Source organism: Thermococcus sp. M36, from assembly GCF_012027355.1.
In the GTDB taxonomy this organism is placed as follows: Archaea; Methanobacteriota_B; Thermococci; order Thermococcales; family Thermococcaceae; genus Thermococcus.
In genome coordinates, this window is sequence record NZ_SNUH01000001.1 from 618,174 (window position 1) to 642,749 (window position 24,576).

At 54.1% G+C, this 24,576-nt stretch carries 24 protein-coding genes, 3 tRNA genes and 1 pseudogene; 16 read left to right on the forward strand and 12 right to left on the reverse strand.

Annotation, left to right across the window (positions count from 1 at the left end):
• Positions 1–16: 16 nt before the first annotated feature.
• The 3 genes from E3E36_RS03595 to E3E36_RS03605 are packed head-to-tail and all read right to left on the reverse strand — an operon-like array spanning position 17 to position 892.
• The gene (locus tag E3E36_RS03595; RefSeq protein WP_167893994.1) at positions 17–214 is read right to left on the reverse strand and encodes a helix-turn-helix transcriptional regulator; all 198 of its coding nucleotides are present in this window, start codon (positions 212–214) and stop codon (positions 17–19) included.
• Between the two features lie 9 nt (positions 215–223).
• Positions 224–523, reverse strand: coding sequence for a DUF2178 domain-containing protein (locus E3E36_RS03600; protein ID WP_167893995.1), 300 nt, complete (start codon positions 521–523; stop codon positions 224–226).
• Positions 524–892: a DUF2178 domain-containing protein gene (locus E3E36_RS03605; protein ID WP_167893996.1), complete on the reverse strand. Its 369-nt coding sequence runs from the start codon at positions 890–892 to the stop codon at positions 524–526. It abuts the gene before it with no gap.
• Between the two features lie 100 nt (positions 893–992).
• Here E3E36_RS03605 and E3E36_RS03610 point away from each other — a divergent pair.
• Both E3E36_RS03610 and E3E36_RS03615 read left to right on the forward strand, forming a co-directional pair.
• A tRNA-Leu gene (locus tag E3E36_RS03610) sits at positions 993–1,080 on the forward strand.
• 268 nt (positions 1,081–1,348) lie between these two features.
• Complete coding sequence (locus tag E3E36_RS03615) at positions 1,349–2,098, forward strand: biotin/lipoate A/B protein ligase family protein (RefSeq protein WP_167894747.1); 750 nt, start codon at positions 1,349–1,351, stop codon at positions 2,096–2,098.
• Here the strand turns inward: E3E36_RS03615 and E3E36_RS03620 are convergent, their stop codons facing one another.
• Positions 2,099–2,737, reverse strand: a complete 639-nt coding sequence (locus E3E36_RS03620; protein ID WP_167893997.1) for a hypothetical protein — start codon at positions 2,735–2,737, stop codon at positions 2,099–2,101.
• A gap of 142 nt (positions 2,738–2,879) precedes the next feature.
• On the opposite strand from E3E36_RS03620, the gene E3E36_RS03625 reads away from it, so the two are divergent.
• The 4 genes from E3E36_RS03625 (at position 2,880) to E3E36_RS03640 (ending at position 7,836) form a co-directional block, all read left to right on the forward strand.
• A tRNA-His gene (locus E3E36_RS03625) sits at positions 2,880–2,956 on the forward strand.
• 338 nt (positions 2,957–3,294) lie between these two features.
• Positions 3,295–3,663, forward strand: a complete 369-nt coding sequence (locus tag E3E36_RS03630) for a DUF302 domain-containing protein (protein WP_167893998.1) — start codon at positions 3,295–3,297, stop codon at positions 3,661–3,663.
• Between the two features lie 375 nt (positions 3,664–4,038).
• Positions 4,039–6,015 (forward strand): S8 family serine peptidase, encoded by a 1,977-nt coding sequence (locus E3E36_RS03635; RefSeq protein ID WP_167893999.1) that lies wholly within the window; start codon positions 4,039–4,041, stop codon positions 6,013–6,015.
• Between the two features lie 51 nt (positions 6,016–6,066).
• The gene (locus E3E36_RS03640) at positions 6,067–7,836 is read left to right on the forward strand and encodes a prenyltransferase/squalene oxidase repeat-containing protein (RefSeq protein ID WP_167894000.1); all 1,770 of its coding nucleotides are present in this window, start codon (positions 6,067–6,069) and stop codon (positions 7,834–7,836) included.
• 12 nt (positions 7,837–7,848) lie between these two features.
• Here the strand turns inward: E3E36_RS03640 and bpsA are convergent, their stop codons facing one another.
• Positions 7,849–8,904: a N(4)-bis(aminopropyl)spermidine synthase gene (bpsA, locus tag E3E36_RS03645; RefSeq protein WP_167894001.1), complete on the reverse strand. Its 1,056-nt coding sequence runs from the start codon at positions 8,902–8,904 to the stop codon at positions 7,849–7,851.
• 108 nt (positions 8,905–9,012) lie between these two features.
• Here bpsA and E3E36_RS03650 point away from each other — a divergent pair, with 108 nt between their 5' ends.
• The 3 genes from E3E36_RS03650 (at position 9,013) to E3E36_RS03660 (ending at position 10,686) form a co-directional block, all read left to right on the forward strand.
• Positions 9,013–9,753, forward strand: coding sequence for an ATPase (locus E3E36_RS03650; RefSeq protein ID WP_167894002.1), 741 nt, complete (start codon positions 9,013–9,015; stop codon positions 9,751–9,753).
• Between the two features lie 64 nt (positions 9,754–9,817).
• Entirely contained in the window at positions 9,818–10,351 is a 534-nt protein-coding gene (locus E3E36_RS03655; RefSeq protein ID WP_167894003.1) for a metal-sulfur cluster assembly factor, read from the forward strand.
• Between the two features lie 131 nt (positions 10,352–10,482).
• Positions 10,483–10,686 (forward strand): ferredoxin, encoded by a 204-nt coding sequence (locus E3E36_RS03660; RefSeq protein WP_167894004.1) that lies wholly within the window; start codon positions 10,483–10,485, stop codon positions 10,684–10,686.
• Between the two features lie 123 nt (positions 10,687–10,809).
• On the opposite strand, the gene E3E36_RS03665 is transcribed toward E3E36_RS03660, so the two are convergent.
• On the reverse strand, positions 10,810–11,982 hold the full coding sequence (locus tag E3E36_RS03665) for a nicotinate phosphoribosyltransferase (protein WP_167894748.1): 1,173 nt from the start codon (positions 11,980–11,982) through the stop codon (positions 10,810–10,812).
• Between the two features lie 100 nt (positions 11,983–12,082).
• Between E3E36_RS03665 and E3E36_RS03670 the strand changes: the two genes are divergently transcribed.
• Positions 12,083–12,556, forward strand: coding sequence for a flavodoxin domain-containing protein (locus E3E36_RS03670; protein ID WP_167894005.1), 474 nt, complete (start codon positions 12,083–12,085; stop codon positions 12,554–12,556).
• A 61-nt stretch (positions 12,557–12,617) separates the two neighbouring features.
• On the opposite strand, the gene E3E36_RS03675 is transcribed toward E3E36_RS03670, so the two are convergent.
• Positions 12,618–13,520, reverse strand: coding sequence for an MBL fold metallo-hydrolase (locus E3E36_RS03675; RefSeq protein WP_167894006.1), 903 nt, complete (start codon positions 13,518–13,520; stop codon positions 12,618–12,620).
• A gap of 340 nt (positions 13,521–13,860) precedes the next feature.
• Between E3E36_RS03675 and E3E36_RS13165 the strand changes: the two are divergent.
• From E3E36_RS13165 to E3E36_RS03695, 5 genes and pseudogenes are all read left to right on the forward strand, one after another.
• Positions 13,861–14,667 (forward strand): annotated as a pseudogene (locus E3E36_RS13165) (PEP/pyruvate-binding domain-containing protein); the annotation flags it as partial.
• Positions 14,668–15,702: 1,035 nt separating this feature from the next.
• Complete coding sequence (locus tag E3E36_RS13170; RefSeq protein ID WP_240911806.1) at positions 15,703–16,278, forward strand: PEP-utilizing enzyme; 576 nt, start codon at positions 15,703–15,705, stop codon at positions 16,276–16,278.
• Positions 16,275–17,651 (forward strand): MFS transporter, encoded by a 1,377-nt coding sequence (locus tag E3E36_RS03685; protein WP_167894008.1) that lies wholly within the window; start codon positions 16,275–16,277, stop codon positions 17,649–17,651. Before E3E36_RS13170 ends, E3E36_RS03685 begins: the two co-directional genes overlap by 4 nt.
• Before the next feature lie 99 nt (positions 17,652–17,750).
• Entirely contained in the window at positions 17,751–18,539 is a 789-nt protein-coding gene (locus tag E3E36_RS03690) for a TrmB family transcriptional regulator (RefSeq protein ID WP_167894009.1), read from the forward strand.
• Between the two features lie 204 nt (positions 18,540–18,743).
• The gene (locus E3E36_RS03695) at positions 18,744–19,208 is read left to right on the forward strand and encodes a hypothetical protein (protein WP_167894010.1); all 465 of its coding nucleotides are present in this window, start codon (positions 18,744–18,746) and stop codon (positions 19,206–19,208) included.
• Positions 19,209–19,253: 45 nt separating this feature from the next.
• On the opposite strand, the gene gltA is transcribed toward E3E36_RS03695, so the two are convergent.
• Together gltA and E3E36_RS03705 are read right to left on the reverse strand one after the other, a co-directional pair.
• Positions 19,254–20,702 carry an NADPH-dependent glutamate synthase gene (gene gltA / locus E3E36_RS03700; protein WP_167894011.1) on the reverse strand — a complete coding sequence of 483 codons (1,449 nt, stop codon included), beginning with the start codon at positions 20,700–20,702 and terminating at the stop codon, positions 19,254–19,256.
• The gene (locus tag E3E36_RS03705; protein WP_167894012.1) at positions 20,703–21,551 is read right to left on the reverse strand and encodes a sulfide/dihydroorotate dehydrogenase-like FAD/NAD-binding protein; all 849 of its coding nucleotides are present in this window, start codon (positions 21,549–21,551) and stop codon (positions 20,703–20,705) included.
• A gap of 150 nt (positions 21,552–21,701) precedes the next feature.
• Between E3E36_RS03705 and E3E36_RS03710 the strand changes: the two genes are divergently transcribed.
• Complete coding sequence (locus tag E3E36_RS03710) at positions 21,702–22,490, forward strand: 4-phosphopantoate--beta-alanine ligase (RefSeq protein ID WP_167894749.1); 789 nt, start codon at positions 21,702–21,704, stop codon at positions 22,488–22,490.
• Here E3E36_RS03710 and E3E36_RS03715 read toward each other — a convergent pair.
• The 3 genes from E3E36_RS03715 to dph5 all read right to left on the reverse strand — a co-directional run bounded on the left by E3E36_RS03715 (position 22,487) and on the right by dph5 (position 24,386).
• The gene (locus E3E36_RS03715) at positions 22,487–23,218 is read right to left on the reverse strand and encodes a helix-turn-helix domain-containing protein (RefSeq protein WP_167894013.1); all 732 of its coding nucleotides are present in this window, start codon (positions 23,216–23,218) and stop codon (positions 22,487–22,489) included. The genes E3E36_RS03710 and E3E36_RS03715 overlap by 4 nt on opposite strands.
• Positions 23,219–23,471: 253 nt before the next feature.
• Positions 23,472–23,549 (reverse strand) — tRNA-Val (locus tag E3E36_RS03720).
• 42 nt (positions 23,550–23,591) lie between these two features.
• Positions 23,592–24,386, reverse strand: coding sequence for a diphthine synthase (gene dph5 / locus E3E36_RS03725; protein ID WP_167894014.1), 795 nt, complete (start codon positions 24,384–24,386; stop codon positions 23,592–23,594).
• Between the last annotated feature and the right edge of the window lie 190 nt (positions 24,387–24,576).

The window sequence follows — 24,576 nt, forward strand, 5'->3', positions numbered from 1 at the left end:
CGCCCTCCCCCAGGTCTTAACCCTCCTCGTAAATAAAGATGTCCTCGATTTTGGCCCCGAAGAAGCGAGCTATCCTGAACGCGAGCCTGAGCGACGGGTCGTATCTTCCTTTCTCTATCGCTATTACCGTCTGTCTGGTTACTCCCAACGCTCTGGCCAGCTCCTCCTGGGTCAGGCCTTTCTCCTCTCTCAGCTCGCGGAGGCGGTTCTTCATGAAAACACCTCACATCCTCCGGGAGTAGTAAGCCCTGAAGGCGAGGTTTCCAAAGAATATCGTTGCAAATATCAGGCCTGCAAGGTTGGTGCACCGTTCGTCCCTGAGAACTAGCCACGAGTAGTACAGCGAAACCACCGTTACGAGTAGAACCAGCTCCAGCGTCCTCATGGCGGAAATTTTGGCTATTTCTTTGGCCCTTTCATCGGAGGGAAGGCCGATGTTGTTCACTATCGTCCTGGTCATGAAGTATCCGAGGAGTCCGCCTCCAATCAGGGCAATCAACGAGACCAAGGCGAGCTCGTTCATTCACATCACCCTCTCGTACCAGTACTGGGAGACGAGGAGTGCAAGGACACCTAGCGCAAGTGGAATGAGGAGCTTCGTTGCGGTTTCCGTGTTTCCGTTGGAGTACTCCCAGAGGTATTCGGCAAAGAGGATAACGCTCATCACGGCGTAGCCGTTCCTTGTACTCTTGGTACTTATCAGCTCGGTTCTCTCGTCCTCTATCTTCTCCACCCGGGAGTTGTAGTACCAGTTCAGGGCGTAGACCAATAGGACGCCCAGGAGGAATATGCCTACCGCCAGATACGCCCTACCCGACTTCGTTGAGTAGGCTAGGCCGATAACCATCCCCCCGATTAGAACCGCGAGCAGGCCTTCGTACTTCAGGTTCATTCACATCACCATGTAAAGTTTCCTTTACGTAAAGCTTCCTTTACATCCATATAAGCTTTTCCTCAAAGTTTTTAAATCGAAGGCGAGAACTCTAACCCGCGCGGGGGTAGCCGAGCCTGGTCAAAGGCGCGGGATTTAGGGTCCCGTCCCGTAGGGGTTCCGGGGTTCAAATCCCCGCCCCCGCACCAAGGTTTTCAGGGGCGCTGGCGAAATGTACGGCTTCTTTTTGTACCCCCGTGGGACTCACGATACCGGTTTCGGAGTTTACCTTTTTCTCTCGAAAGCCCCGCCCTTCAGGGCCGGGGAAGGAGGTTAGACTTTCCGGAGGCACCAGATTTCGAAAAGCAAAGTAGCGCTCAGTGGTGACCGCTCTCCTCATCGTCCCCTCGGAAGGGCTTGGGCCTCATCATCGCTGGGCTTAAAAACGCTCGCGACCTTTTAACCCTGGTGGTTCCCATGAGGTTCATCCCGCTCATTGTTGCAATGCCCGAGGTCCAGATGGCAATAGACGAGGCAATAATGAGGGCCAGGATTGAGGGGAAGGTTCCCGACACGGTGAGACTCTACGCATTTTCACCCAGCTCAGTCACGATAGGCCGCTTCCAGAGCGTCGTCCACGACGTCAACCTCGACGAGGCGAGAAGGCTTGGAATTCCGGTGGTCAGGCGCATAACCGGCGGAGGCTCGGTCTTCCACGACGAATACGGCGAGATAACCTACTCGGTGATAGCGGGTGAGGATCTGCACCCGATGCTTAAAAACGTCGAGAGCAGCTACCGCTATCTGGCCGGCCCGCTCGTGGATGCACTCAAGGAGCTCGGCCTTGATGCTGGCTTCTCCGGCCTCAACGACATAGTTGCCAACGGGAAGAAGATAAGCGGCTCCGCCCAGACGAGGAGGAAAGGTGTAATCCTCCAGCACGGCACCTTCATGTACTCGACGAGGGTCGAGGTTCTTGGAAAAGTTCTCCGCGTCCCCAGGCTCAAACTTCAGGACAAAGGTATTTCGAGCATCTGGGAGCGCGTTACAACTCTGGAGCGCGAGGGGATAAAGCTCAGCCGCTGGGAGGCCTACGAGTTACTTAAAGACCGCTTCTTCAATGCCTTCCCCCTGGAAGAGGGAGAGCTGACAGAATACGAGCTTGAGCTGGCCGAGAAGCTGGTGGAAGAGAGGTACGGAAACCCGGAGTGGAACGAGATGCGCTGATTAGGGGAGCCTCCAATTTTCCCCTATCCTGAACTTCTCAGCGAGCTCGTAGAAGAGCCCGTCCTCCCCGAGTTCCTCCCTCAGCTTTCTGAAGTTCTCCTTAAGGCGCGGAAGCCTTCCCTTCGAGCGCCTAAGCATGTCATTGCCGACTTCCAGGGCAAAGCGCAGATACTCATCGCTGACGAGAACATTACCGTCCCTGCCGAGGGGCGCGGTTAGGTACTCGGTGGCATTTATTTCGACAAGGTATCGCTTTGAGATCACTTTGAAAGTGGTGTACTTGAAGCCACTGGCCAGGCCGAGCTCGTGGAGTTTTCTGGCCCGCCCAATATCTTCGGCCACTACATGGAATATCGGTGGCTGGCTCTTGAGGAATATCAGACCATTCTCAGCCTTCTGGATGGATTCCTTAGCCTCCTCGAAGGTTATCGGCTTGTGCTCCTTAATGAGCCAGCGCGAGAGGGGCTTTGCGCCTAGGGCCGGCTCCTCGATAATTCCGATCCTCCCCGAGCAGGAGGAGGTGGTGTAGATGCCTTTGATCGAGTTGATGAGAAGGAGGAGGTCTATTATGTCCCCATCCACCTTTCCTTCCCTCATCGCCGTGAAGAGGCTCGTCAAAGCCTCGCGCTTGGCTTTCATCTCGAAACCCCCGTATGATTGTTGATTGTCTCTAAAGCGCCTCCAGAGCCCGGTTGTGGTGAGTAAAAGGCATCTCCTCTCTCTTTCAGCCCGTTGTGTCGAAAACTTTATAAAGCTAACCCAAAAGGTTTAGCTGGACATGGCCGGGGTGGTGTAGCCTGGTCAGCACAGGGGACTGTGGATCCCCTAGCCCGGGTTCAAATCCCGGCCCCGGCCCCAGAACAACGCTTCTCCCAGAATAAAACGCTTTCAGAACTTCTTCAAGCAGCTTCGACATGTTAATGCCTTCTCTTTTCGCAACACCAAACCGAGATCAAAACCTAGGCCTTCATGTATATGCTTTATGTGTAGAACTGGCCCCCATTGTTGGTCTGTTCGATGCACGGAATCTAGCTTTTTGTCAACGTCGGCATTACTTTCATAAATGCCCCTGACCATAATTAGGCAGTAAACCAAATAATTTACCCAAAAAAGTTATAAAGTCCCGGCGGCTCACACTGTTCCGTCCGCTGATAAAGCAAGAAAACTCCAGAATAAGTGGCCGAAGGGGTGGTCAAATGATTGAGGCGAAGCTTGTCTTCGACGGAAGTTTTGAGGAGGCAGAGGCCAAGGTCAAGGAGGCTCTTCCGCAGGCTGGCTTTGCCGTCGTCTGGGAGCAGGATTTCACGGCTGTTGTGAAGAACAAGCTGGGCATTGACATGCCGAAGTACAAGACCCTTGGCCTCTGCAACGCTAAAATCTTCTACGAGCTGTACAAGAGGAACGAAGAGATTGGCATGGTTGCGCCCTGTCACTTGCTTCTCTATGAGAAAGACGGTAAGATCCACGCTAAGATGGCTGTTCCTGAGGAATTCTGGGACGAGGAGGTTCTGGCAGAGCCCTTCAACAGGGTCGTTGAACTCCTCAAAGAGATTGGGTTCAATTGACCCCATTCCTTTTCTTATCCTGTTTGCTGGATAGGGTGTTTGCACGTCCAGGGTCCTACCGGTTCAGGATGTTCCAAACTGTTTCATCCCTGCTGCCCACCCCCAGGCCCGCTGATACGGCCGGGCGCTGTGTTCTTTTGTAACACATCCACCTCCGGGTGCTTCTTGGCCAGGAGGTTCACTCTCCTGCAACTTACACTTTGTTGTGTCCATTTTTTACTTACATATACAATTTTCTCCCAGTACCATGTCTGAACTAAAAAATACCACGCTGACCCGAAAGGCTTATATTTGCATGTCCAAAATGGTACGCTGATGACGGGCCAGGTGCCCGGATGGATACACGGGTGAAGCCATGGAAAGAGGTGTTCAAAGATGAAAGGCTGGAAGGCTGTCGTTGTTGCACTGGTTGTAATCAGCCTTGTGGCCGGAATGGCCGTGGCTGCCCCCGTGAAGCCCGCGCCAAGGGCCGGCACAGTCCAACAGAAGAGCTACGGGCTTATGACCCCGGGCCTGTTCAGGAAGGTTCAGGGGATGGACTGGAACCAGCAGATCAGCACGGTGATAATGTTTGACAGCCCGAGGAGCAGGGACTCCGCCCTTAGGATACTGAAGCTCATGGGCGCTGAAATCAAGTACAGCTACAAGATAATCCCAGCCGTCGCGGTTAAAATGAAGGTCAGGGACCTTCTCGTGATAGCAGGCATGATAGACACCGGTTTCCTCGGTAACTCGAAGGTCTCAGGAATCAGGTTCATCCAGGAGGACTACAAGGTTCAGGTCTCCGACGCCACGTCCGTCGCCCAGATACAGGCCGACACCGTCTGGAACTCCCTTGGCTACGATGGCACCGGAATCGTTGTCGCAGTTATTGATACTGGTATAGATGCCAACCACCCGGACCTCCAGGGCAAGGTTGTCGGATGGTACGACGTCGTCAACGGCAAGACCACCCCGTACGATGACAACGGACACGGAACCCACGTCGCGGGTATAGTCGCGGGAACCGGTGCCGCCAGCAACGGCCAGTACATAGGCGTCGCCCCCGGTGCGAAGCTCGTCGGCGTCAAGGTTCTCTCCGCCGACGGCTCCGGAACGATTTCTGACATCATTGCCGGAGTTGACTGGGTCGTCCAGAACAAGGACAAGTACGGAATAAAGGTCATCAACCTCTCCCTCGGCTCAAGCCAGAGCTCTGACGGTACCGACTCCCTCAGCCAGGCCGTCAACAACGCCTGGGCGGCCGGCCTCGTCGTTTGCGTCGCCGCGGGCAACAGCGGGCCGAACACCTATACAGTCGGTTCACCGGCCGCTGCGAGCAAGGTGATAACAGTGGGTGCCGTTGACAACACCGATACCATCGCAAGCTTCTCCAGCAGGGGCCCGACCGCCGACGGAAGGCTCAAGCCGGAAGTCGTTGCCCCCGGTGTTGACATCATCGCCCCGAGGGCCAGCGGAACCAGCATGGGAACCCCCATTGACACCTACTACACCAAGGCCTCCGGAACCAGCATGGCGACCCCGCACGTTGCTGGTGTTGCTGCACTCATCCTTCAGGCCCACCCGACCTGGACCCCCGACAAGATAAAGACCGCCCTCATCGAGACCGCGGACATAGTAGCTCCAACTGAGATAGTGGACATCGCCTACGGTGCCGGTAGGGTCAACGTCTACAAGGCTATAAACTACGACAACTACGCCAAGCTGGTCTTCACCGGCTCCGTGGCCGATAAGGGAAGCGCCACCCACTCCTTCGACATCAGCGGTGCCACCTTTGTCACGGCTACTCTCTACTGGGACAACAGCGCCAGCGACATCGACCTCTACCTCTACGACCCCAACGGCAACCAGGTTGACTACTCCTACACCCAGTACTACGGCTTCGAAAAGGTCGGCTACTACAACCCGACCGCGGGAACCTGGACGGTCAAGGTCGTCAGCTACAGCGGTGCGGCAAACTACCAGGTTGACGTCGTCAGCGACGGCACACTCAGCCAGTCCACCGGAACCACCCCAGCCCCGAGCCCGACCCCAACGCCAACCACCGACAGCCAGACCTTCACTGGTTCCGTCCACGACTTCTGGGACACCAGCGACAGCTTCACCATGGCCGTCAACAGCGGGGCAACCAAGATAACCGGCGACCTGATCTTTGACACCAGCCTCCACGACCTCGATCTCTACCTCTACGACCCCAACGGCAACCTCGTTGACCGCTCCGAAAGTTACAACAGCTACGAGCACGTCGAGTACCTCAATCCGGCCCCGGGAACTTGGAAGTTCCTCGTCTACGCCTACAACACCTACGGCTGGGCCAGCTACCAGCTTGACGTCGTTGTCTACTACGGCTGAAGCCTTTTAATGGCCTTTCATTATTTCCTTTATGGTGCTAGGGTGGTTGAAATGAGGCGTGTTCTCCTGGTGATATTCGCCATCATGCTCATCGGCTCATCCCTTCCGCTGGGGACTGCTAAAATCGAGCCCTACGTTTACAGGCCGACCGTTCCAGATACAGCCTTCGCGGTTCTGGCCCTGTACAGAACAGGGGACTACGGTGAAGTCCTCGAAGGCTGCGAATGGCTGATGGCCGTGAGGACTCCCCTAGGTTCCTGGGGGATGGCCTACGGCGAGGAACACAGCGCAAAGTACACCGCCATGGCCATGCTTGCCCTGATGCGCGGGGAAAATATCGCCCACGGAAGGTACTCCGAAACCCTCAACAACGCGGCCTACTGGCTGATATACAAACAGAATGCAGATGGTTCATGGGAGGACTACACCGGCACGGCCCTCGCGCTGGTGGCCCTCAGGGAGTTCCTGGAAGGGGGCCACATCAATCCCGGCCTCACGGGCTTTGAGAAGCAGGTGAAGGAGGCCATAGACAGGGCCACCGGCTGGCTGATGGGTACGGAACCTAAAACCGAAACGGAGAGGATATTCGGCTACATGGCCCTCGGAAGGGCGGACGATCTAGAGAGGATGGAGGTCTCCGGTGAGCTTAAAGCCTACCGGGCCTTCGCACTCGCCTACCTCGGAAGGGAGGTCGAGCTCGACGGGGACTTTCAGAGCACGGTCTCGGTTGCCATGGCCCTCTACGCCACAGGGGAGGAAAAATACCGCGGGGAGCTTTTGAGGAGGGAACATTTTGGGTTCTGGGGAACCCTGCACTACCGCGTCCTCGATCTCCTGAGCGTTTCGAAGGTTGAGGGGTTTGAAGATCTGAAGGCAATTGCGTGCCCCTACGTTGACAAAATCCAGCCACGGGACGAGTGGGAGAAGGCCGCTCTGGCGGATTACCACCTCACCTGCGGGAAGAAGCCCGAACTGCCGGAGAACCTCTCCGAACTGCTCCCCTGGCAGGTGGCGGAGGTCGCGAGGGTAAAGGCAGAACTCGGGCAGGATTATGGAGATGAAATCGGCTATCTGCTCTCAACGGAGAAGAACGGCGTCTGGCGCGACTTCTACAACACCGAATACGTGATCTGGGTCTTTAAGCAGCTCAACGTGAGCTACGACTACGGCGCATCGCTGGAGTACCTCTCCAAAAACCTGACCTGGATGATCTCCGCTAAAGACCCGAAGACCGGCAATCCCGTTTACTACAACACACCCACCTACTACTTCGCCTATGCCCTACTGGTATTCAAGGAGTTTGGAATGGAGAAGGAACTCGACGAGACCCTCGAAATCCTCAAAAAGAGGCAGTATCCCAACGGCGCCTTCCCCTACACGCAGGGCTCGGTGGCGGGAATAACCTCGACGGCCAAAGCGGCCTGGGCCCTTCAGGAGGCGGGACTTACTGGAACGGAGCTCTACTCTAAGGCGGTCTCCTTCCTCAGGGAGCTCCTCTACGCTGACATCCCCGAGCTCGAAGAGAAAGACGGCAGGGTAAAGCTGGAGAACGCGACGTTCCTGTTTGTTAAAGGCTCGGAATACACCGGCAACTCAACCGACACCGCTGAAACCACCGGCCTGGACGGATACGTTGTGATGTACCCTGTGAACAACCCTCTGGTGATAGAAGCTCATGCCGTGAACGGATTTGTGGCCTCTGGGCTGGAGGGAGGAAGCGAGAAGAGCGCCTATATTTACATCGGTGTCGGGGTTGTCCTGATAGCCCTCGCGGTTGTGGCCGTCGGGAAGGGCTGGAAGAGAAAGAACAAGAGGAAGTGATCCCTTTCTTTTTTATGTGGTCGAAGCTTCCTCGTCGTTGTAGAGCTCCTCTCCGACCTCTATCCTGTCCTCGAATCCCTTTGAGCCTTCGAGCGTCTGAATCCTGAACATGTAGCTCTTGTACCAGTTGTAGGAAGGCTTGACCTTGACGGGAAGGAGCTTCCATGCCCTCGTCTCCTCTTCGTAGCCCCAGTTGACGTACTCGTTGAAGTTCCTGATGATGTCGGTGATGACAACGCCGAACTCGTTGAGGAGGAGCCTCTGGATTTCCCTCCACTTGTCGAGCGAACTTTCGCGCCTCGTTATTCCGAAGTAGCCGGCGCAGCCAGGGCCCTTAAGCGTCGCTATACCCCTGCCGACGAAGGCCCTGATGGCTTCAACGGTCTCGGGCGGATCGGTAATGAAGGTGTCGAACTTGTGGAGCGCGTAGTCGGGGAGCGGCTCGCGGAGGTCGAAGGTGAACATCTCGATGTCGGAGTAGCCGAGCTCGTCGGCCGTCTTCTCGATGAACTTGACGAGCCTCTCGTCAATGTCGAGGACGGCTATCCTCTTTGGAAGCCCGGAGAGCATGAGGGCTATGCTGGTAAGGTCGTCGTCGCCGAGGACGAAGACCTCCTTGTTCTCAAGGTCTCCGCGGGTGTGCATCAGGGCGATCCTAGCAACGGTGGTCTCCGGCGTGACGTAGGCCTGGTCGAAGTCGTGCTTCGGCTGGGGCCTGTCCTTGACTATCTCCTTGAACTGCTCGAGGAGGTCGCTGAAGGCGTCGAGCTCAACGGTCTTGCCCTCGCAGTGTGCGCAGGTGTAGTCCTTCCTCGCTCCGATTCCGTACTTCTCCACCAGCTTCTTGCCGCTCTGGGTGAGGACGACGCTGCTGCCATCAAAGGCGATGTAGCCCATCTCGTGGAGTGCAGTGATGACCGCAACGACGAGCGGGAGCGGCTCCTCGCTGAGATCGACGATGCGCCAGACGTCACCGCTCGCCTGAATGGCGCTCAGAACGTTCTCTATGGTTCTCTCGTAAACGGGGATGCTCGTCTTTTCCCTAACCCTCTCAACTATCTCCCTCATCGCAAGCACCTCCAGAAGCATTTTTGGTTCGTGGACGGGGTTAGGATGGGCCTCTTTTAAGGTTTTCCCAGCGGCAAGTTTAATAAACCGTCCACCGATTGCCCTCCGATGATAGGGCCGGTTGGAGACGACTTCATCAAGAGGTACCGCCTGCAGTACAACCTGGAGGCACTCGAAAAGGTTAGGGATGAGATCGGAGAAGAAGCATACTCCCGCCTCAGGGCGCTCATAGAGTACCGTTTAACCGGGAGGGACTTCGACCGCTCGCCGGTGGGGGTTAAGATAGCCCTCGCGTTCTCAGGGGGGTCGGACAGCACTGCCTCGCTTAAAATCCTCCGCTGGGCGGGCTTTGAGGTAATCCCAGTGATGGCCAAGCTCCCCCAGATGAGAGAGCCCGTTATCCTCGGCGCGATGGCGCAGGGAGCTGTATTCGTCGAGATACCCCACTACACGGACATTATAAAGGAACAGGTCAGAAAGGGTGCCCCCATCTGTGGCCGCTGCCACACCATGGTGATGGACGCCATTGAGGACTACGCTAGGGAGAACGGGATAAAGATCGTCGCGAGCGGCGACCTGCTGAGCTCGGGCCTCATATCGATCTACAGGAAGGGCGACATTGTCGTGCTCAATCTGCCGGCTTTTCTCGCCCTCGACAAGGGCGAGGCCATAGCGACCCTCGGGAGGAAATACGCCCTTGGCTTCGGCTGCACCCTGTGGAGGTCGGCCGCCAGAAACTCGCCTTCCCTCAAGAAGTACGGCATCCAGCGCGTTCTCAGGGAGCTCCGCGCCCGTGCGCTTACACCCGAAATGGCCGAAAGGCTGATATTCGATATTCTCTCAGTTTAATACCCAGTTTTGACCCAAAAGGTTTAAATTTGGTGCCCCCGAGTTCGGCCTTAGGTGGTGAAAAATGATCACAAAGGAAGACGTTGAGAGAACCGTTAAGGGGATAGTTGATGAGAAGTTTGTCAAATCCATAGAGGTTGATGAAAAGGGCAATGTAACCGTCACCCTCTCAAGGGACACCCCCGATATCGACAACGTCCTCATCAAGCTCCACTCAGAGATTGGAAAGCTCGACGGAGTCGGCATGATAACCATAAACCGCGAGAGGGGAGTCCAGGAAACCGGAGAGAGCGTCCAGCTCACGAAGGAGATGATCCTTGAGAAGCTCAAGGAGGTCATAGACCCCGAGATAGGCGTTGACGTCGTCAACCTCGGACTAATCTACGAGCTTGAGATAAGGCCTGACAACACCGTCTACGTCAAAATGACCATGACTACACCGGGCTGCCCGCTCACGATGTGGATCCTCAGGGCTGTTGAGGACAAGGTACTGGAGATTCCCGGCGTTAAGGACGCGGAAATCGAGCTAACCTTTGACCCGCCCTGGAGCCCGGAGATGATAAGCGAGGAGTATAAAAAGAGGCTGGGGCTTTTCTGACCCATCCTGTCAATTTTTGTTCATTGAAGAGCCTGTTCCTCCCTTTTTCCACGGATCTTCGCCATCTGGCGTCCTTTTTTCCGACGAAAAGTTTATATTCCTCAGAGTTCATCTAAACCCGGTGATGTTCCATGGCGTGGAAGGTTAGGATTGACCAGGACGTTTGTATCGGAGATGCCATCTGTGCCAGCCTCTGCCCGGACGTCTTTGAGATGGGCGACGAGGGCAAGGCCCAGCCGATCGTCGAGATTATCGAGGACGAGGCTCTCTACAACTGCGCCGTTGAGGCCGCTGAGGCCTGCCCGGTCAGCTGCATAACTGTTGAGGAGGCCTGAAACCTCTTCTTTTTCCTTACTCCTTAGTTGGAACTTCCGGCTGGTTCCTGTTCTACAGTGAGTTGATATCAATAGGACTTTCTCCCGGCAGAAAAGGGAAAATGGAAATGATGACAGAGCCGCTCACTCAAGCGTCAGGTTGAACTTCCTCGCCTGCTCCAAGACGTACTCCCTTATCTCCCTCGCCTTTGGAAGCTCTGCCACTATTTCGCCGTTTTCGATGAGCGGCTTTAAGAGCGGCTCGACTTTCGCCCCACAGACTGGACACCTCTCCAGCTTTTTATCCGCTGGAACCCTGTGGTAGTGACCGTTCTCACAGCGGTATATCTGCTTCCTTCCGCTGAGCTTGCCGCGCTTGGTGAAAGGCTTTCCCTCGATCTCGACTATGTCAAGGGAGAAGTCTATGGGTTTCGCACTGGCGATGGACGAGCCAACGCCAAAAGCATCTGCGATGTCCACTATCTCCCTTATGCTCTCCTCGTTTAGACCGCCACTGACGAAGATTTTAACGTGCTCGTAGCCCCTCAGGTCGAGCTCCCAGCGAACCTCCTCGATTATCCTCCTAAAGTTGCCCCTCCTCGAGCCGGGCGTGTCGAGCCTCACAGCGGTTAGGCGTTCTCCCAAAGCTTCAGCTGCCATCAGAGCCTCGAACTTCTCGTCGCAGATGGTATCAACCAGCGCTGTCCTTGGCACCTCTGGCTCGATGACCTCGTCGAAGTACTTCCATGCCTTCACCTGATCGCCTACGGTAAGAATCAGTGCGTGGGGCATCGTTCCAACGGGCTTTTCACCTATCATCTCCGCCCCTAGAACACCAGAAACCCCGTCGCAACCGCCTATGAATGCCGAGCGGTCAATCATCGGCGCTATGGCTGGATGCATGTGCCTTATGCCGAAGGAATATACTGGCTTGAAGTTCGCGGCGATCTTAACCCTCAATGCTGCGGTGGCTATACCGCTCGCCTGGCTGAGCATTCCAAGTAAAGCAGTCTCGTAGATGCCGAATTCCTCGTAGTATCCCTCAATCTGAAGAACTGGTTCGTAGGGATGGAATATCGTCCCCTCCGGCATGGCGTAGACGTTCACCGGCAGACCTTCGAGGAGCTTGGCAACTTCTTCGATTCCGGCCAGAACTCCCCACTTCCAGCCCTTTGGAAGTCCCGTCGTGGTTACGTCGGCGAAAACCTTCTTGTGGATGCCCTTTTCCTCGAGGATCTTCTTTGTCCTGATGAAGTAAACGTCAGTGGTCTTTCCGGCTTTTATATCCTTCTCGTGGGCGATATAGAAATCCCTCATCTTCCTCACCTGAAACAACTTTCCCCTCCCCTCGATTTAAGGCTTTCCTCGTTTGAAAGGTTTAAGTAGTACCAAAACCGACCAGTCAGTAGGTGAAATCGTGAGGGTCTGCATAATATACGACACCAAGCGAGGCTCGACGGAGAAGGTCGCTCACTGGATAACGGAGGCGATAAGGGACATAGCGGAGGTAAGAGTATCCAGGGTCACCGAAAGCCCCAACGTTGACGACTGCGATCTAGTGGTCATAGGCGCTCCCATCTACTACGAGAGACCCCTGCCGAGTGTTATAGAATTCATCCGCTCCAGAAACGGCTTTGATGGTAAGAGGGTGGCTGTCTTCATTCTGTGCATAGCCGACAAGTTCGGGAAACTCGGCAAGAAATACACAGAAGCCAGATACATGCGCCTGATAATCGAACCTATTAGGGGGGAAATAATAGCGAAGAGGGTCTTTGACGGCTGGATCCTCAGGGAAAACATAGATCAGAGGCATCTTGCGCAGGACTGGATAAAGCGTGTTCTCAGGGCGTTTCAAGAAGGGGAGGTTATTGATGGAATCGAGCACCCGTGAGTTTTGATTGGGTAGGGTAGTGGATATGAATGGCGAAAAAACGAAAAGGAGAATATTCCCCTCACCTTAGTTTGAACGGCACTTCTACCTCCTCACCTTTCTCGATTTTGTGAAGTTCCCGCCTGTAAGCCTCCAGCGGTCGGTCTTCAACCTTCAGGTAGCCCGCGAATGTCTTTGGTCTCTCCTCGAGCTCGTCGAAGAACCTTGGATAGTTCTTATCCCTGATGATGTGGTGGTCGAGTATTATTTCTGCTCCTGTTTCGCGAATTATCTCGTTGAGGTTTTTAATGCCCGCCTCCCAGCTTCCCTCAGCGCGCTTGCCGAGGTATGTCGGCGGTCCCCCAGTTATGAGCAGGTCTGGGACCTTCTCGATTATCCACTTTACAGCTTTTTTGTTGAGGAGCTGAATATCGCTCGCGTGGATTACTCTCTCAGAGCTGTCATCTATGAACGTCATCACAACGAAGCCGAGCCTGGAACCTTCGCTTCCGTGGGGAACGGCCGGAGAGAACTCCAACTCAACGCCGCCGAGGTCGAAGGATTTGCCATCGGCGAACTCAATCTTCTTCGCTATCGGTTCCGCGTTTTTGAGGAAGGCCCAGGCCCTCTTTTTCTGGCTGAAGTTTATGTTTTCCCGTGGATGCTTTATGAAAAGGAGCTTTCCCTCGTATATCTCCCTCGCGTAGCTCTCGCTTGAGCTCTCGTAGAGTCCCTCGAAGAACGGTGTGTAGTGGTCGTAGTGGTAGTGGGAGATAACGACGACGTCACTCCTCCGCGCGTAGCCCTGAAGCTTTTTCCTCATCTGTCGGAGGGCATCAATTTCAGCCTTTGCCGGTGGAAGGCCGTAGCGCTTCGGCCCGAGGGCGACACCGGGGTCGATGAGGATTTTTATTCCTCCGGATTCCACGAACGTTGCCAGACTTCTAACGCCGAGGCTCTCCGATGCGAGTGGGAGGACGCGCATGGTCTTAGTTCGAGGTTTTCCTTTAAAGGTTGCTTCTCGTGCTCACACTTTGAGACATTTTGATTTCTAGGACAATGAGGGGACGTATGGCAACATAGAAGCTATTTGTTCGGTCTGTGAGAAAACTAAACTCTTCCTACGATTTTAGTTAAGAATTAAAAACTGTAACTACCATAGTTACATAAATTTTATATCTCTGACTTTTTTCACGTTTTCGCGGGGGTTGCTGTATGAACAAGCGTTATGTCCTGAATCTAAAAGAAATTAGCAGAAAGGATATCCATCTTGTAGGCGGCAAGGCTGCCGTCCTTGGCGAGCTGTTGGCTTCGGGTTTCCAGTTCCACCTGGTTTCGTTGTAACGACTCTTGCCTATGATCTTTTTGTCTCAAGAAATCATCTGGACGAGGTCATTGAGCGTGCCCTGAAAGAGAGACCCGTTGATGGTGAGGCCATTAGAAAAACATTCCTAAGCGCCCCAATACCTGAAGAGGTGGCGCAAGCTATTCGTGCTGCTTACCAAACTATGGGATCCGGGCCCGTTGCCGTGCGCTCGACTGCAACGGCTGAAGACATGCCTCATGCTGCATTTGCGGGACAGCATGAGACTTTTCTTAACGTAGTCGGTGCCGATGCCGTTGTAGAGGCCGTACGCCGGTGCTGGGCTTCTCTATGGGATGACCGTGCAATAGCCTACCGTGAGAAGATGGGAATAGACCACAGAATGGCAAAAATGGCCGTTATAGTTCAACGTATGGTGCCGGCTGAGGCTTCGGGCGTTATGTTCACGGCCAACCCCATCACCGGGGCACGGGACGAAGTGGTTATAGACGTGAACGTTGGACTCGGCGAAGCTGTTGTATCTGGTTTGGTGACACCGGATCACTACATCCTCCGCAAAACCCGTTTTGGCTGGCGCATTGTAGAGAGACGTCTTGGTCGGAGAGAAGTTGTTGTTAAGCCCAAGGCCGATGGGGGAGTTGAAGAGATCAAAACATCGAATGTCACTCAGCCGGTTGTGTCGGACGATATTTTAAAAAAGCTCGCAGACCTCGGCGTTAAAATCCAGAGCTATTTTGGCAGGCCGCAGGACATCGAGTGGGCATTGGCCAACGGGAAAATATTCATACTTCAGGCGCGTCCCATTACCACACTCCCCGAACCCCTGCCAAGAGTGGGTAAACTCAACAGGATGCTCATAAGGACTCTAGCAGAGATAATCCCGGAGAGGCCCTATCCGCTGGACATGGTGTGGATTGAGACCATTTTCTCCAATGCAGTAGGCAAGATTGCGCGTTATTTCGGTATCAAAGTGCCTGCTTTGGAACAGATCTTCGTGGAGGAAGACGGTATAGCTGTAAAAGTTCGTCCTGACTTCTCCATACGCCCCTCATTGGGGGTGTTGCTGGCACCCTTCCGGCTGATATGGCTGGCTTTACGGTACGACTCAACAAAATGGGAATCCGACCCGCTCCTCTCCGAGATTCAAGCCCGTGTTGATTCGTTGAAAAAGCGCGATCCGGAAGGAAGCACGTGGGAGGAGCTTCTTGATACGGTGCACGAGGCGCTCTCAATACCGTCACTGGCGGGTGAAATACGTAAGCGTTACCTCCCCAGAGCCTTGATATCTGCTGGGATAATATCCCTCTCACTGCGGACGCTTAGGCGCAGGCACCTGCTCTCAACCCTCCTCTTTACATGCATCAACACAAAAGTTACCGAGGCAAATGCTGAACTGGAGAAGCTCGCAGAGATGGTAAGGAAAAACCCTGAACTCATGGAGCTCTTCCGTAAATATGAGCCGAAACAGCTGATTTCCGTTCTTGAAAAAACGCCAGCAGGTCACGAGTTCCTATCTGAATTCGAGGCATTCCTCGAAAAATACGGGCATCGTGAAGCCAGGGGCTCGGCGTTGATTTCCCATGGAACGTGGAAAGAGGAGCCGGAGGTTGTGCTTGGAATAGTCGCAAGTCTGGCCACCTCGGAGGTGAAACATGGGGACTCCTGCGCGAGATTTAGAGAGGCCCTCGATCAGGTACTAACTCATCCACTGCTGCGTTTACGGCCTTTCCGCTCCATGTTCCTGAGCGTTCTTGAAGAAGCGCGTCAGCTCCACAGGCTCCGCGAGGACGGGCGCTTTTACGCTATGATGCCAATACCAATACTAAGACGCGCTCTATTGACAATGGGCAAACGCCTAGTAGATGCAGGAGTACTGGAGGTTCCTCAGGACATCTTCTACCTAAAGCTAAGCGAAATAGAGCAGATAAAGAAGTGGCCACTTTCAGATGATACTGCAGAGAAACTCCGTGCTCTCGTGTCTCGTAGAAAGGAAAAGTGGGAGAACCTAAAGGACAAGCCCTTCATAGACCCACGGCTGTTGTACGTCCAAGATACCTCTGAGGATGCACAGAGGGCTCTGCTGGTCGGCATACCTGGCAGTCCGGGAGTGGCAGAGGGTCCTGCCCGTATAATCAGAGACAGTTCAGAATTCCACAAGCTTCGGCCTGGAGATGTGCTAGTTGCGCCTTACACAACTCCAGCCTGGACACCACTCTTCCGGCTGGCGGTAGCGGTGGTGGTTGATACAGGTGGGCCGTTGTCCCACGCCGCAATTGTCGCACGCGAGTACGGCATTCCTGCAGTTATGGGAACCGGCGTAGCAACGAAAGTGCTCAAGGACGGGCAGTACATCCGGGTTGACGGCAACAGGGGGTTGGTTTTCTCCGTTGAGATCGAGCGAGAGGAGGTAAGCAAATGAAGGACTACGATGTCAAATACGCTTGGAGAGTCACCCCTCTCCTCAGTCTTGCATCTCTCCTTGTTCTTTATACCGAGGCAATGTTAATACCGAGCTTGCCTTACATCCAGCAGGAATTCAACATAACGCAGGCCGATGTGTCATGGATCCTCACGGCCTATTTAATCACCGGGACAATTTGTGCGCTGATCTTTGGTACCCTGGGGGATATGTACGGAAAAAAGAAGCTCCTCTTAACGGCCCTTTCTCTTTACACCCTTGCTTTAGTGCTCAATGGATACGCCCCCACCTTTAGAGCGTTGCTTCTCTCAAGGGCCGTACAAGGTGTAGGTATGGCCATGTTGCCACTCGCTTACTCTTTAGTCCGGGAGCAGTTCCCCCGGCGGCTTGCACCTATGGCTCAGGGACTCATCTCCGCCATGAATGGAGTGGGCATCATCATTGCGTTTCCGGTAGGGGCTTGGATTGCGCAAAACTACGGATGGAGGGCCACTTTCCACACGGTTGCTCCTTTTGCGATTCTGCTGGTTGTATTAATCGCTCTATACGTAAGGGAAAGCAGGTTCATCCAGCACGACAAGCGGATAGACTTGGCTGGTGTACCTCTTTTCGCCGCCTTCCTGGTGTCCTTTTTGATAGCCTTATCAAAAGGTTCTCAGTGGGGATGGACATCTGAAAAGGTTATCTTTCTGATAACCTTCTCCGCCGTTTCCCTTTTTGCATTCCTTTTCCATGAGGCCAAAACTGAGCATCCTTTCATTCCTCGCGAGGTCTTTAACAGGAATGTTAAGGCCGCTGTCTTTGCGACCTTTGTCGTGGCATTTGCATTTCAGATAAACTCGCTAACCTTGACGTATTTGCTACAGATGCCTGAACCCCATGGATACGGGCTCCCCGTGTTTAAGGCCGGCCTTTATATGACGCCCCTTGTTTTGACATATCTGATAGCCGCTCCTATAGCAGGTCGCGTTATACTCCGGGTTGGGGCGAAGACCCTCTCCGTTTTTGGAATCTTAACGGCGGTGTTGGGCTACTCGCTGGCCGTTCTCCACCTCTATGATGGAGTTACGTATGTGCTGGGATTTATGAGTGTGGGCTCTATGGGAATGGCTCTCCTGAACGTGTCCCTAATTAACCTGTTAACGTTCTCCGCTCCCAGGGAGAGGCTGGGATTAACAACGGGCCTTTTTACCACTTTTAGAAACATTGGCTCCTCCATAGCTCCTCCCGTGGGCGGAGCGATTCTCACGATATACCGTACTGGTACTGCACCCTCGCCCACAGCATACTATGTGAATTTCTCAATAGTGATTGCAATGTTTCTGATAGTGCTCATCCCGATATTTTTTGCAGAAGAAGTTATGAAGGATTAAAATGAACTTTCTTTTATTTTTACTTATGCAAACGTCAGCGGCTCAAGCAAAGATATATATTTAGCTGAGGAGCTACAGGAATTGGAGGTGTGTGGTTACGTGATTGAGCAGGAGATTATTGAAAAACTTAAGCTTCTTGGTCTCAAGGAGTACGAGGCAAAGGTCTATGCCGCTTTGGTAATCCTTGGGCCCTCGAAAGCGAGTGAGATAGCTAAGGAAAGTGAAGTTCCGAGGCCAAAGGTTTACGAGGTTTTAAAAGAGCTTCATAAGAAGGGTTTTGTGGATATAAGCGAAGGGAGCCCTACTTACTTTAAGGCTACTGATCCTGAAAAAGTGGTTGCCTCGCTTAGGGATATGTACCTTAAATCGGCAGAGGATGTCATAATCAAGCTGAAGAGTTATCAAAAGGAACAGAGACAAGAATGGTTTCCAATCTGGTATTTACAGGGCGAGTGGAACATAAAACGTAACGTTGAGGATTTAGCAGAGAGGGCGGAGGAGGAGGAGTTCATCTCAGCACTTGTTGACTGGAAACTAGGGTTTAAGTTCAAGAAAGCGTTCGAAATTGCAAAGCGTAAAGGATTGAATACAAAAATAGTCCTCCCCAAACCTAGGCGGAACAAACGTTACATCGAAACCTTGAGCCAGTTGGGGGACTTGGTTTTTATATCTCTTGAAGAAGCTATGGACGAGAAGGACGAGGATTACAAATTGCTCACAAAGGCACTATTCACCAGTGACGCGTCGTATAAAGTGGAGGGTATCTTTATCCGGGACGGGAGGGAGTCTATTATGGTCTACAGAGAGGGAGAGATACTAAAAGGCTTGATAATGAGGCTTCCGTTCATCCCGACATTTCAGCGGATGATTCTCCTTCATTTAATTTGAAAAATCAAGACAATAACTAAAAAGCGATGAACGACCAAAAAGCCTTTGAATACTAAGGTCAGTTATTCTCTTGGGGCCTCGAAAAGAGGGGTCAAAGCAAGTGGACGATGAGTGGTGCTGTAGAGTGGTTTCCGTCCGCAAACCGATGATGAGTGTCATCCCTCCTGAACGGATGAGGAGATTATCCCCACCTGAGGTGGTTCAATGCTCGGGTTCTTCAGGCGAAAGAAGAAGGAAATCTACGGGCCGCTCGTGTACCTGAGCGAGCCCACCATACTCTACCACACCCACACGGAGAAGGCCATCCTCCAGCTCCTGGAGGAAAAGCTCGGCTCGAACAACTTTGTAATTCCCTCAGACTACGGCCTCAGGACGACGGAACACCTCATTCCAGAGGCGGAGATATTCGTCGCCATAGCCGTTGTCGGAAAGTTCACTTCCCTCGTCGTCAGGGAGATAAAGATCGCCCAGGAGCAGAGAAAGAAGATATACACCCTCGACGTGGCCAGAAAGGACGACGAGATACTATACATCTTCGAGGAGGGGATCCCGGAGCACATCGAGTGGCTGACGCCTGAGGAGACCCAGGAGCTCTACGCGGCCTTCCGCGGCGAGGACTTCTCGGGCTTTATGAAGTTTTTCTTCGGCGACAGAAAGAGGCAGTGGTAGGGCATTAGAAATAGAAAGGCAGAAAACAGAAAAACAGCTAAGGGGTTAGGCGTTCGCCTTCTTCCACCTGATGTAGGCATCTATCGCCTTTGCGGCCCTTTTTCCATCACCCATCGCAAGGATAACTGTCGCCTCACCCCTTATCGCATCCCCACCGGCGAAAACTCCAGGAATACTCGTCATAAGGTTCTCATCCACCACGAGCGTCCCATCGGGGTTCGTCTTGAGGCCAGTGGCTTCTTCGCTTATTATCCTGTTGGGCTCAAGGCCGATCGCTATGATGACGGTGTCGGCTTCAAGCGTGACGTACTCGCCGGTGCCGACTATCTTGCGCTTTCCTTTCCTATCGCGCTCCTCAAGCGGGCGCATCTTCTCGAACTTGACGGCTTTTACCCTGCCCTCCTCGTCGCCGATGAACTCCACAGGGTTGAGGAAAAACTCGAACTTGACTCCCTCCTCTTCAGCGTGATGGATTTCCTCGACGCGGGCGGTCATGTCCTCCCTTCCCCTGCGGTATGCTATTGTTACCTCTGTTCCGAGCCTCAATGCGGAGCGGGCCGCGTCCATGGCGGTGTTTCCGGCCCCAATCACGATGGTCTTCTTTCCGACCGCTATCGGCTCGTCGTACTCCGGGAACAGGTAGGCCTTCATGAGGTTGATCCTTGTCAGGAACTCGTTGGCGGTGTATATCCTGTCAAGGAGTATGCCCGGTATGTTGAGCAGCTTGGGCGTTCCCGCACCGGTTCCTATGAACACAGCGTCGTACTCCTCCAGGAGCTCCTCAAGAGTAACTGTCTTTCCAACGATGTAGTCGAGCTTTATCTCGACACCGAGTTCGCGGAGCTTGGCTATCTCCTTGTCCAGTATCTCCTTCGGGAGCCTGAACTCGGGAATCCCGTAGATGAGTACTCCACCTGGCTTGTGGAGGGCCTCGAAGACGGTCACGCTGTAGCCCATCTTGGCGAGCTCTCCGGCCGCTGTGAGTCCCGCCGGACCGCTCCCGATAACGGCGACCCTGCCCTTCGTCCCGCTTTCGCTGGCCATGAACTCTTTGAGGAGCTCCTCCTCTATCCCGTGCTTCCTAGCGTAGTCCGCAACGAACCTCTCAAGCTTCCCTATGTTGATGGGGTCTCCGACTTTGCCCATGACGCACGGCGCCTCACACTGCTCCTCCTGTGGACAGACGCGGCCGGTAACGGCCGGCAATGTGTTGTCGTTCCATATTACACGCAGGGCGTTCTTGACTGCTTCATCCGGGTTATCAGAGTTCTCACGGAGGGCCCTTATGAATCCTGGTATGTTTATATGGACAGGGCATCCTTTGATGCATGACGCGTACTCGGGTGGACACTGTATGCAGCGCTCCGCCTCCTTCACGGCCGAAGCAAAGTCATAACCGAGGTTAACCTCAACGAAGCTTCTCACCCTCTCCTCCACTGGCACTTCCGGAGTAGGAACGCGCTCCTTGATAAGCTTAGGCTTGGCTCTCGCCATTCAGATCACCCCCTTCTCCCTCAGCTTGGCGAGGTATTTCTCCCTTGCAATCTTCTCCTGTTCGGCGAAGCGTGCGTTCCTCTTTATCGCGTCGTCCCAGTCTATTCTGTGCGCGTCCATCATCGGCCCGTCCCTGCAGGCGAACTTTATCTCCCCCCCATAGAGAACCCTGCACGAGCCGCACATCCCGGTTCCGTCCACCATTATCTGCCTGACCGTTACGATGGTCGGGATTCCGTAGGGCCTTGTGAGCTCGGCCAGCTTCTTAAGGGAGCCCAGCTTTCCGCCGCCGAAGACGATATCAACCTTATCCTTCTCTATAAGCTCCCTCAGAACGTCCAGGTAGTGTCCCTTTATCCCAACACTCCCGTCCTCCGTGGTGAGGTAATGCTCGTCGGCGACGGGCTTCGCCAGGTACCTCTCGGGGTAAACGTTGGCCTCGTTCTCGAAGGTCTGGATGGCTATGGTGTAGTTGCCGGCCTCCTTCATCGCCTTGAGTGTGGCGTAGCTCTCGGCCTGGGCGCAGACAGCGTCCGACACGAAAACAACGTTTCCGTAGTGCTTTACCTCTATGGGCTTTCCAAGGGGGCCCGTAACGCTGAGGAGCTCGTCCCCAACGTCAAACTCGTACCAGAGCTTGAGGGTCGTCTTCCCGTGCCGCCTTATGAACATGCCTATCCTTCCATTCTCCGCATAGTAGACGGACATCGGGACCCTCTCACCCTTTTCGTCAGGAATCAGAACCACGAACTGCCCCACCTTCCACGACCTAGCTATGTGAGGCGCCTCGACCTCCATGAAGAAGTCGATGGCGCTCAGGTTTTCCTTCTTCGTTATCGTGTACCCCATAATGCACCACCCTGATCATGTGCTCAAAGTTGTTCACGCTTAGTTTAGAACGTTTGGATTTTATATGTATTTTTTAAACCAAAGGTTCAGAACTCCCGGACCATAGGAAAGGCTTTTACCCTGGGGCACCAACTACCGCCGGTGGCCAAGATGGTGGAGATCCCAAGGAGTCATCCCAGATACTGGAGCCTGCATTACAGGGAGAAGATCATAGAGGGTATGGAGAAGGGCATGACAGCCAAAGCGGGCCTCATAGCGCACGGCAGGGGTGAGGCCTTCGACTACCTTATCGGCGAAAGAACCATAGAACCCGCCGAGAGGGCGATGAGGGCTGCAGTAGCCAAGCTGCTCCTCGCGGAGCACCCCGTCATCTCAGTCAACGGGAACGTTGCCGCACTAGTCCCAAAGGAGACCATAGAGCTCGCCAAGGCCCTTGGGGCAAAGCTTGAAATAAACCTCTTTTACCGCACCGAAGAGCGCGTTAGAGCGATAACAGAGGAGCTGAGAAAGTACGACCAGGAAATAGAGCTCCTCGGGATAAACCCCACGAAGCGCATTCCGGGCCTGGAGCACGAGCGCGGCAGGGTTGACGAAGAGGGAATATGGAAGGCAGATGTGGTCGTTGTTCCGCTGGAGGACGGCGACAGGACGGAGGCGCTGGTAAAGATGGGCAAGTTCGTGATAACTGTCGACCTTAACCCGCTCTCAAGGAGTGCCAGAATGGCCGACATAACTATAGTGGACAATATCGTCAGGGCTTACCCGAGGATGACGGAGCTGGCCAGGGAGATGAAGGACTACAGCAGGGAGGAGCTACTGGAGATACTCGAAGAATACGACAACGGAAGGATCCTGAGCGACGTTCTGATCCATATAAGGGACAGACTAACCAAGCTCGCTGAGGGTGGTGTCTGGAGAAAGAAGGAGCTGGAGGCTTAGAGCTCTCTCTCCGTTTTTTCAACGAGCCTCCTGAGGTTCGTTATCAGTTCGGTTTCAGAGGAGGCGTTGGACACAACCAGCGGGACCCTCTCGCGCTCCGCCAGCTTTACCGCGAGCTCGTCGAGCTTTTTGACGCCGTGGAGGACCACCACTGCCGGCTTGAGTCCCTGGACGCGGACGGCTATCATGGGGCTTCTCCCGGTTGTGACCTTGGTAAAGACAAGCGCCCTCTCGGTGGTCCAGCCGTAGAGCTTGAGGAACTCTTCGGACGACATTTCAAGGATCGCCTTTATGCTGTCGACGACGGTGTAGCCGTAGATGCGCCTATCGAGGAGGTGCATATTCGCAACAACTTCGCCCCTAACGGCGGAGACAAGATCCTTGATCGTCACGGGGAGGGCAAACTCCCTTATGTCAAGGATGGCGCTCGTGGGGAGCTCGCTCCCGATGGTCTTGCTGAAGGCCTTGATGACGTTTCCGCCGCGCCGCTCATCGATCTCGATAAGGGCCTCCACGAACTTCCTTATGGTTGAGGCACCCGGGCTCTTCCTCCTCCCGCCCTCGTAATCGCTAATGACCGAAGAAGAAACTCCGAGATAATCGGCAAGCTCGGTCTGGCTGATGCCAAATATCTCGCGCCACTTGCGCATTGTCTTTCCGGGGTCGGAGGAGAGGGTTATTTCCCCCGCTATCCTCTTCGCCAGAGCTTCTTTTTCCTTTTCAAGCATGTTGGTAAAGTATTCGTCAATCGTTATAAGCTTTTCGGCAATTGCCTAATCCATTCCTGCCGAGTGGTTTGGAGTCAGAGAATCCATGGAATGTAACTTGCAAGGCAGAGTTCCATCAAAGTTTGTGATTCCTTTGGAAGTTGACCTTTCTCCACCACGCTTGGTGCTTTAAGATGAGAAAATCCTTCTAAGAATTGCACTTTAAGAGGGAGCTACCAACTTTGATCAAACTTCGCCTGCGCGAAGTTTGTAATGGTGGGCCCGCGGGGCTTTGAACCCCGGACCTCCGCCGTGTGAGGGCGGCGTCATAACCAGGCTAGACCACGGGCCCGTCCCCGGAATAATGGGTGGGGAGAGAAATATAAAGCTTTCGCTAGACCCCCTCCAGTATCTCCTCCGGCGCACCCGCGAAGGCCACCAGGTACTCCGCCTCGACTATGTGGAGCCTGCCCGGAACAACCATCACGTGCGGCTGTCTGCCGAAGTCCTCGCTGAGCATGTCCCTAACGTAGCCAGCTTTGAGCGTCGGATTGAGCGAGCCCGCACGCGCAAGAACGACTACCAGTGTGTCCGGCGTGAAAACCCCCTGGCCCTTCATTTCCTCCACCTGAAGGAGTATCTCCATGGCCTCGTTGGCCGTCATGTAGCGGTTCTGGTCGGCCTTTATGTCGAGGAAGAGCATCGTGTGCAGGTTTCTCTCCATGTTCTCCCTTATCACATCGTAGTGGCTCGTGGGGAACCAGTTTTTCTCAGGATATGCCACCGTCGCACTCTTGCCGAACTTGTAGATGTGCAGTCCCGTTACCGCTATGGCGGAGTATATGCTCGGGGCGTGTATCACGTAGCTCTCTATCCCCATCTGCTTGGCCCTTATGCGGAGGTCTGAGTGGGTGGTGGCGACCATCGGGTCTCCAGCAGTCAGAAAAGCGACGTCCTTCTCCCTGGCCTCTTTGAGGACTATCCTCTCGAAGTTGAGCTCAACGTCCTCCCTCGTGAGCCTCCTTATCGGCTTCCCTATGAGCTCTTCAATCCTATCAATGGTTGTGCCCGCCAGCAGGGAGGTGTAGAACTCGGCAAAGACGAGATCGCACTTTCTGGCAGTCTCAAGCCCCTTGAGCGTGATATCCCTTTCGTCGTAGAGGCCGAGGCCTATGAAGTAAATCGCCATTTTCTCTCACCAGGGAGCGTTAACGGCTACGCTTTTAAGGTTGACTGCGGAGGGGATGCGGAGAGGGGCAAGATTAAAAACACATCGAACCTTCATAGAACGGGAGACCATGAACGCCAGGAATGCCCCGCTTTTCCTAATGAGCATGATCCTTGTAATATCCGTGGTCTTGCAGTTCAGATCAATTCCC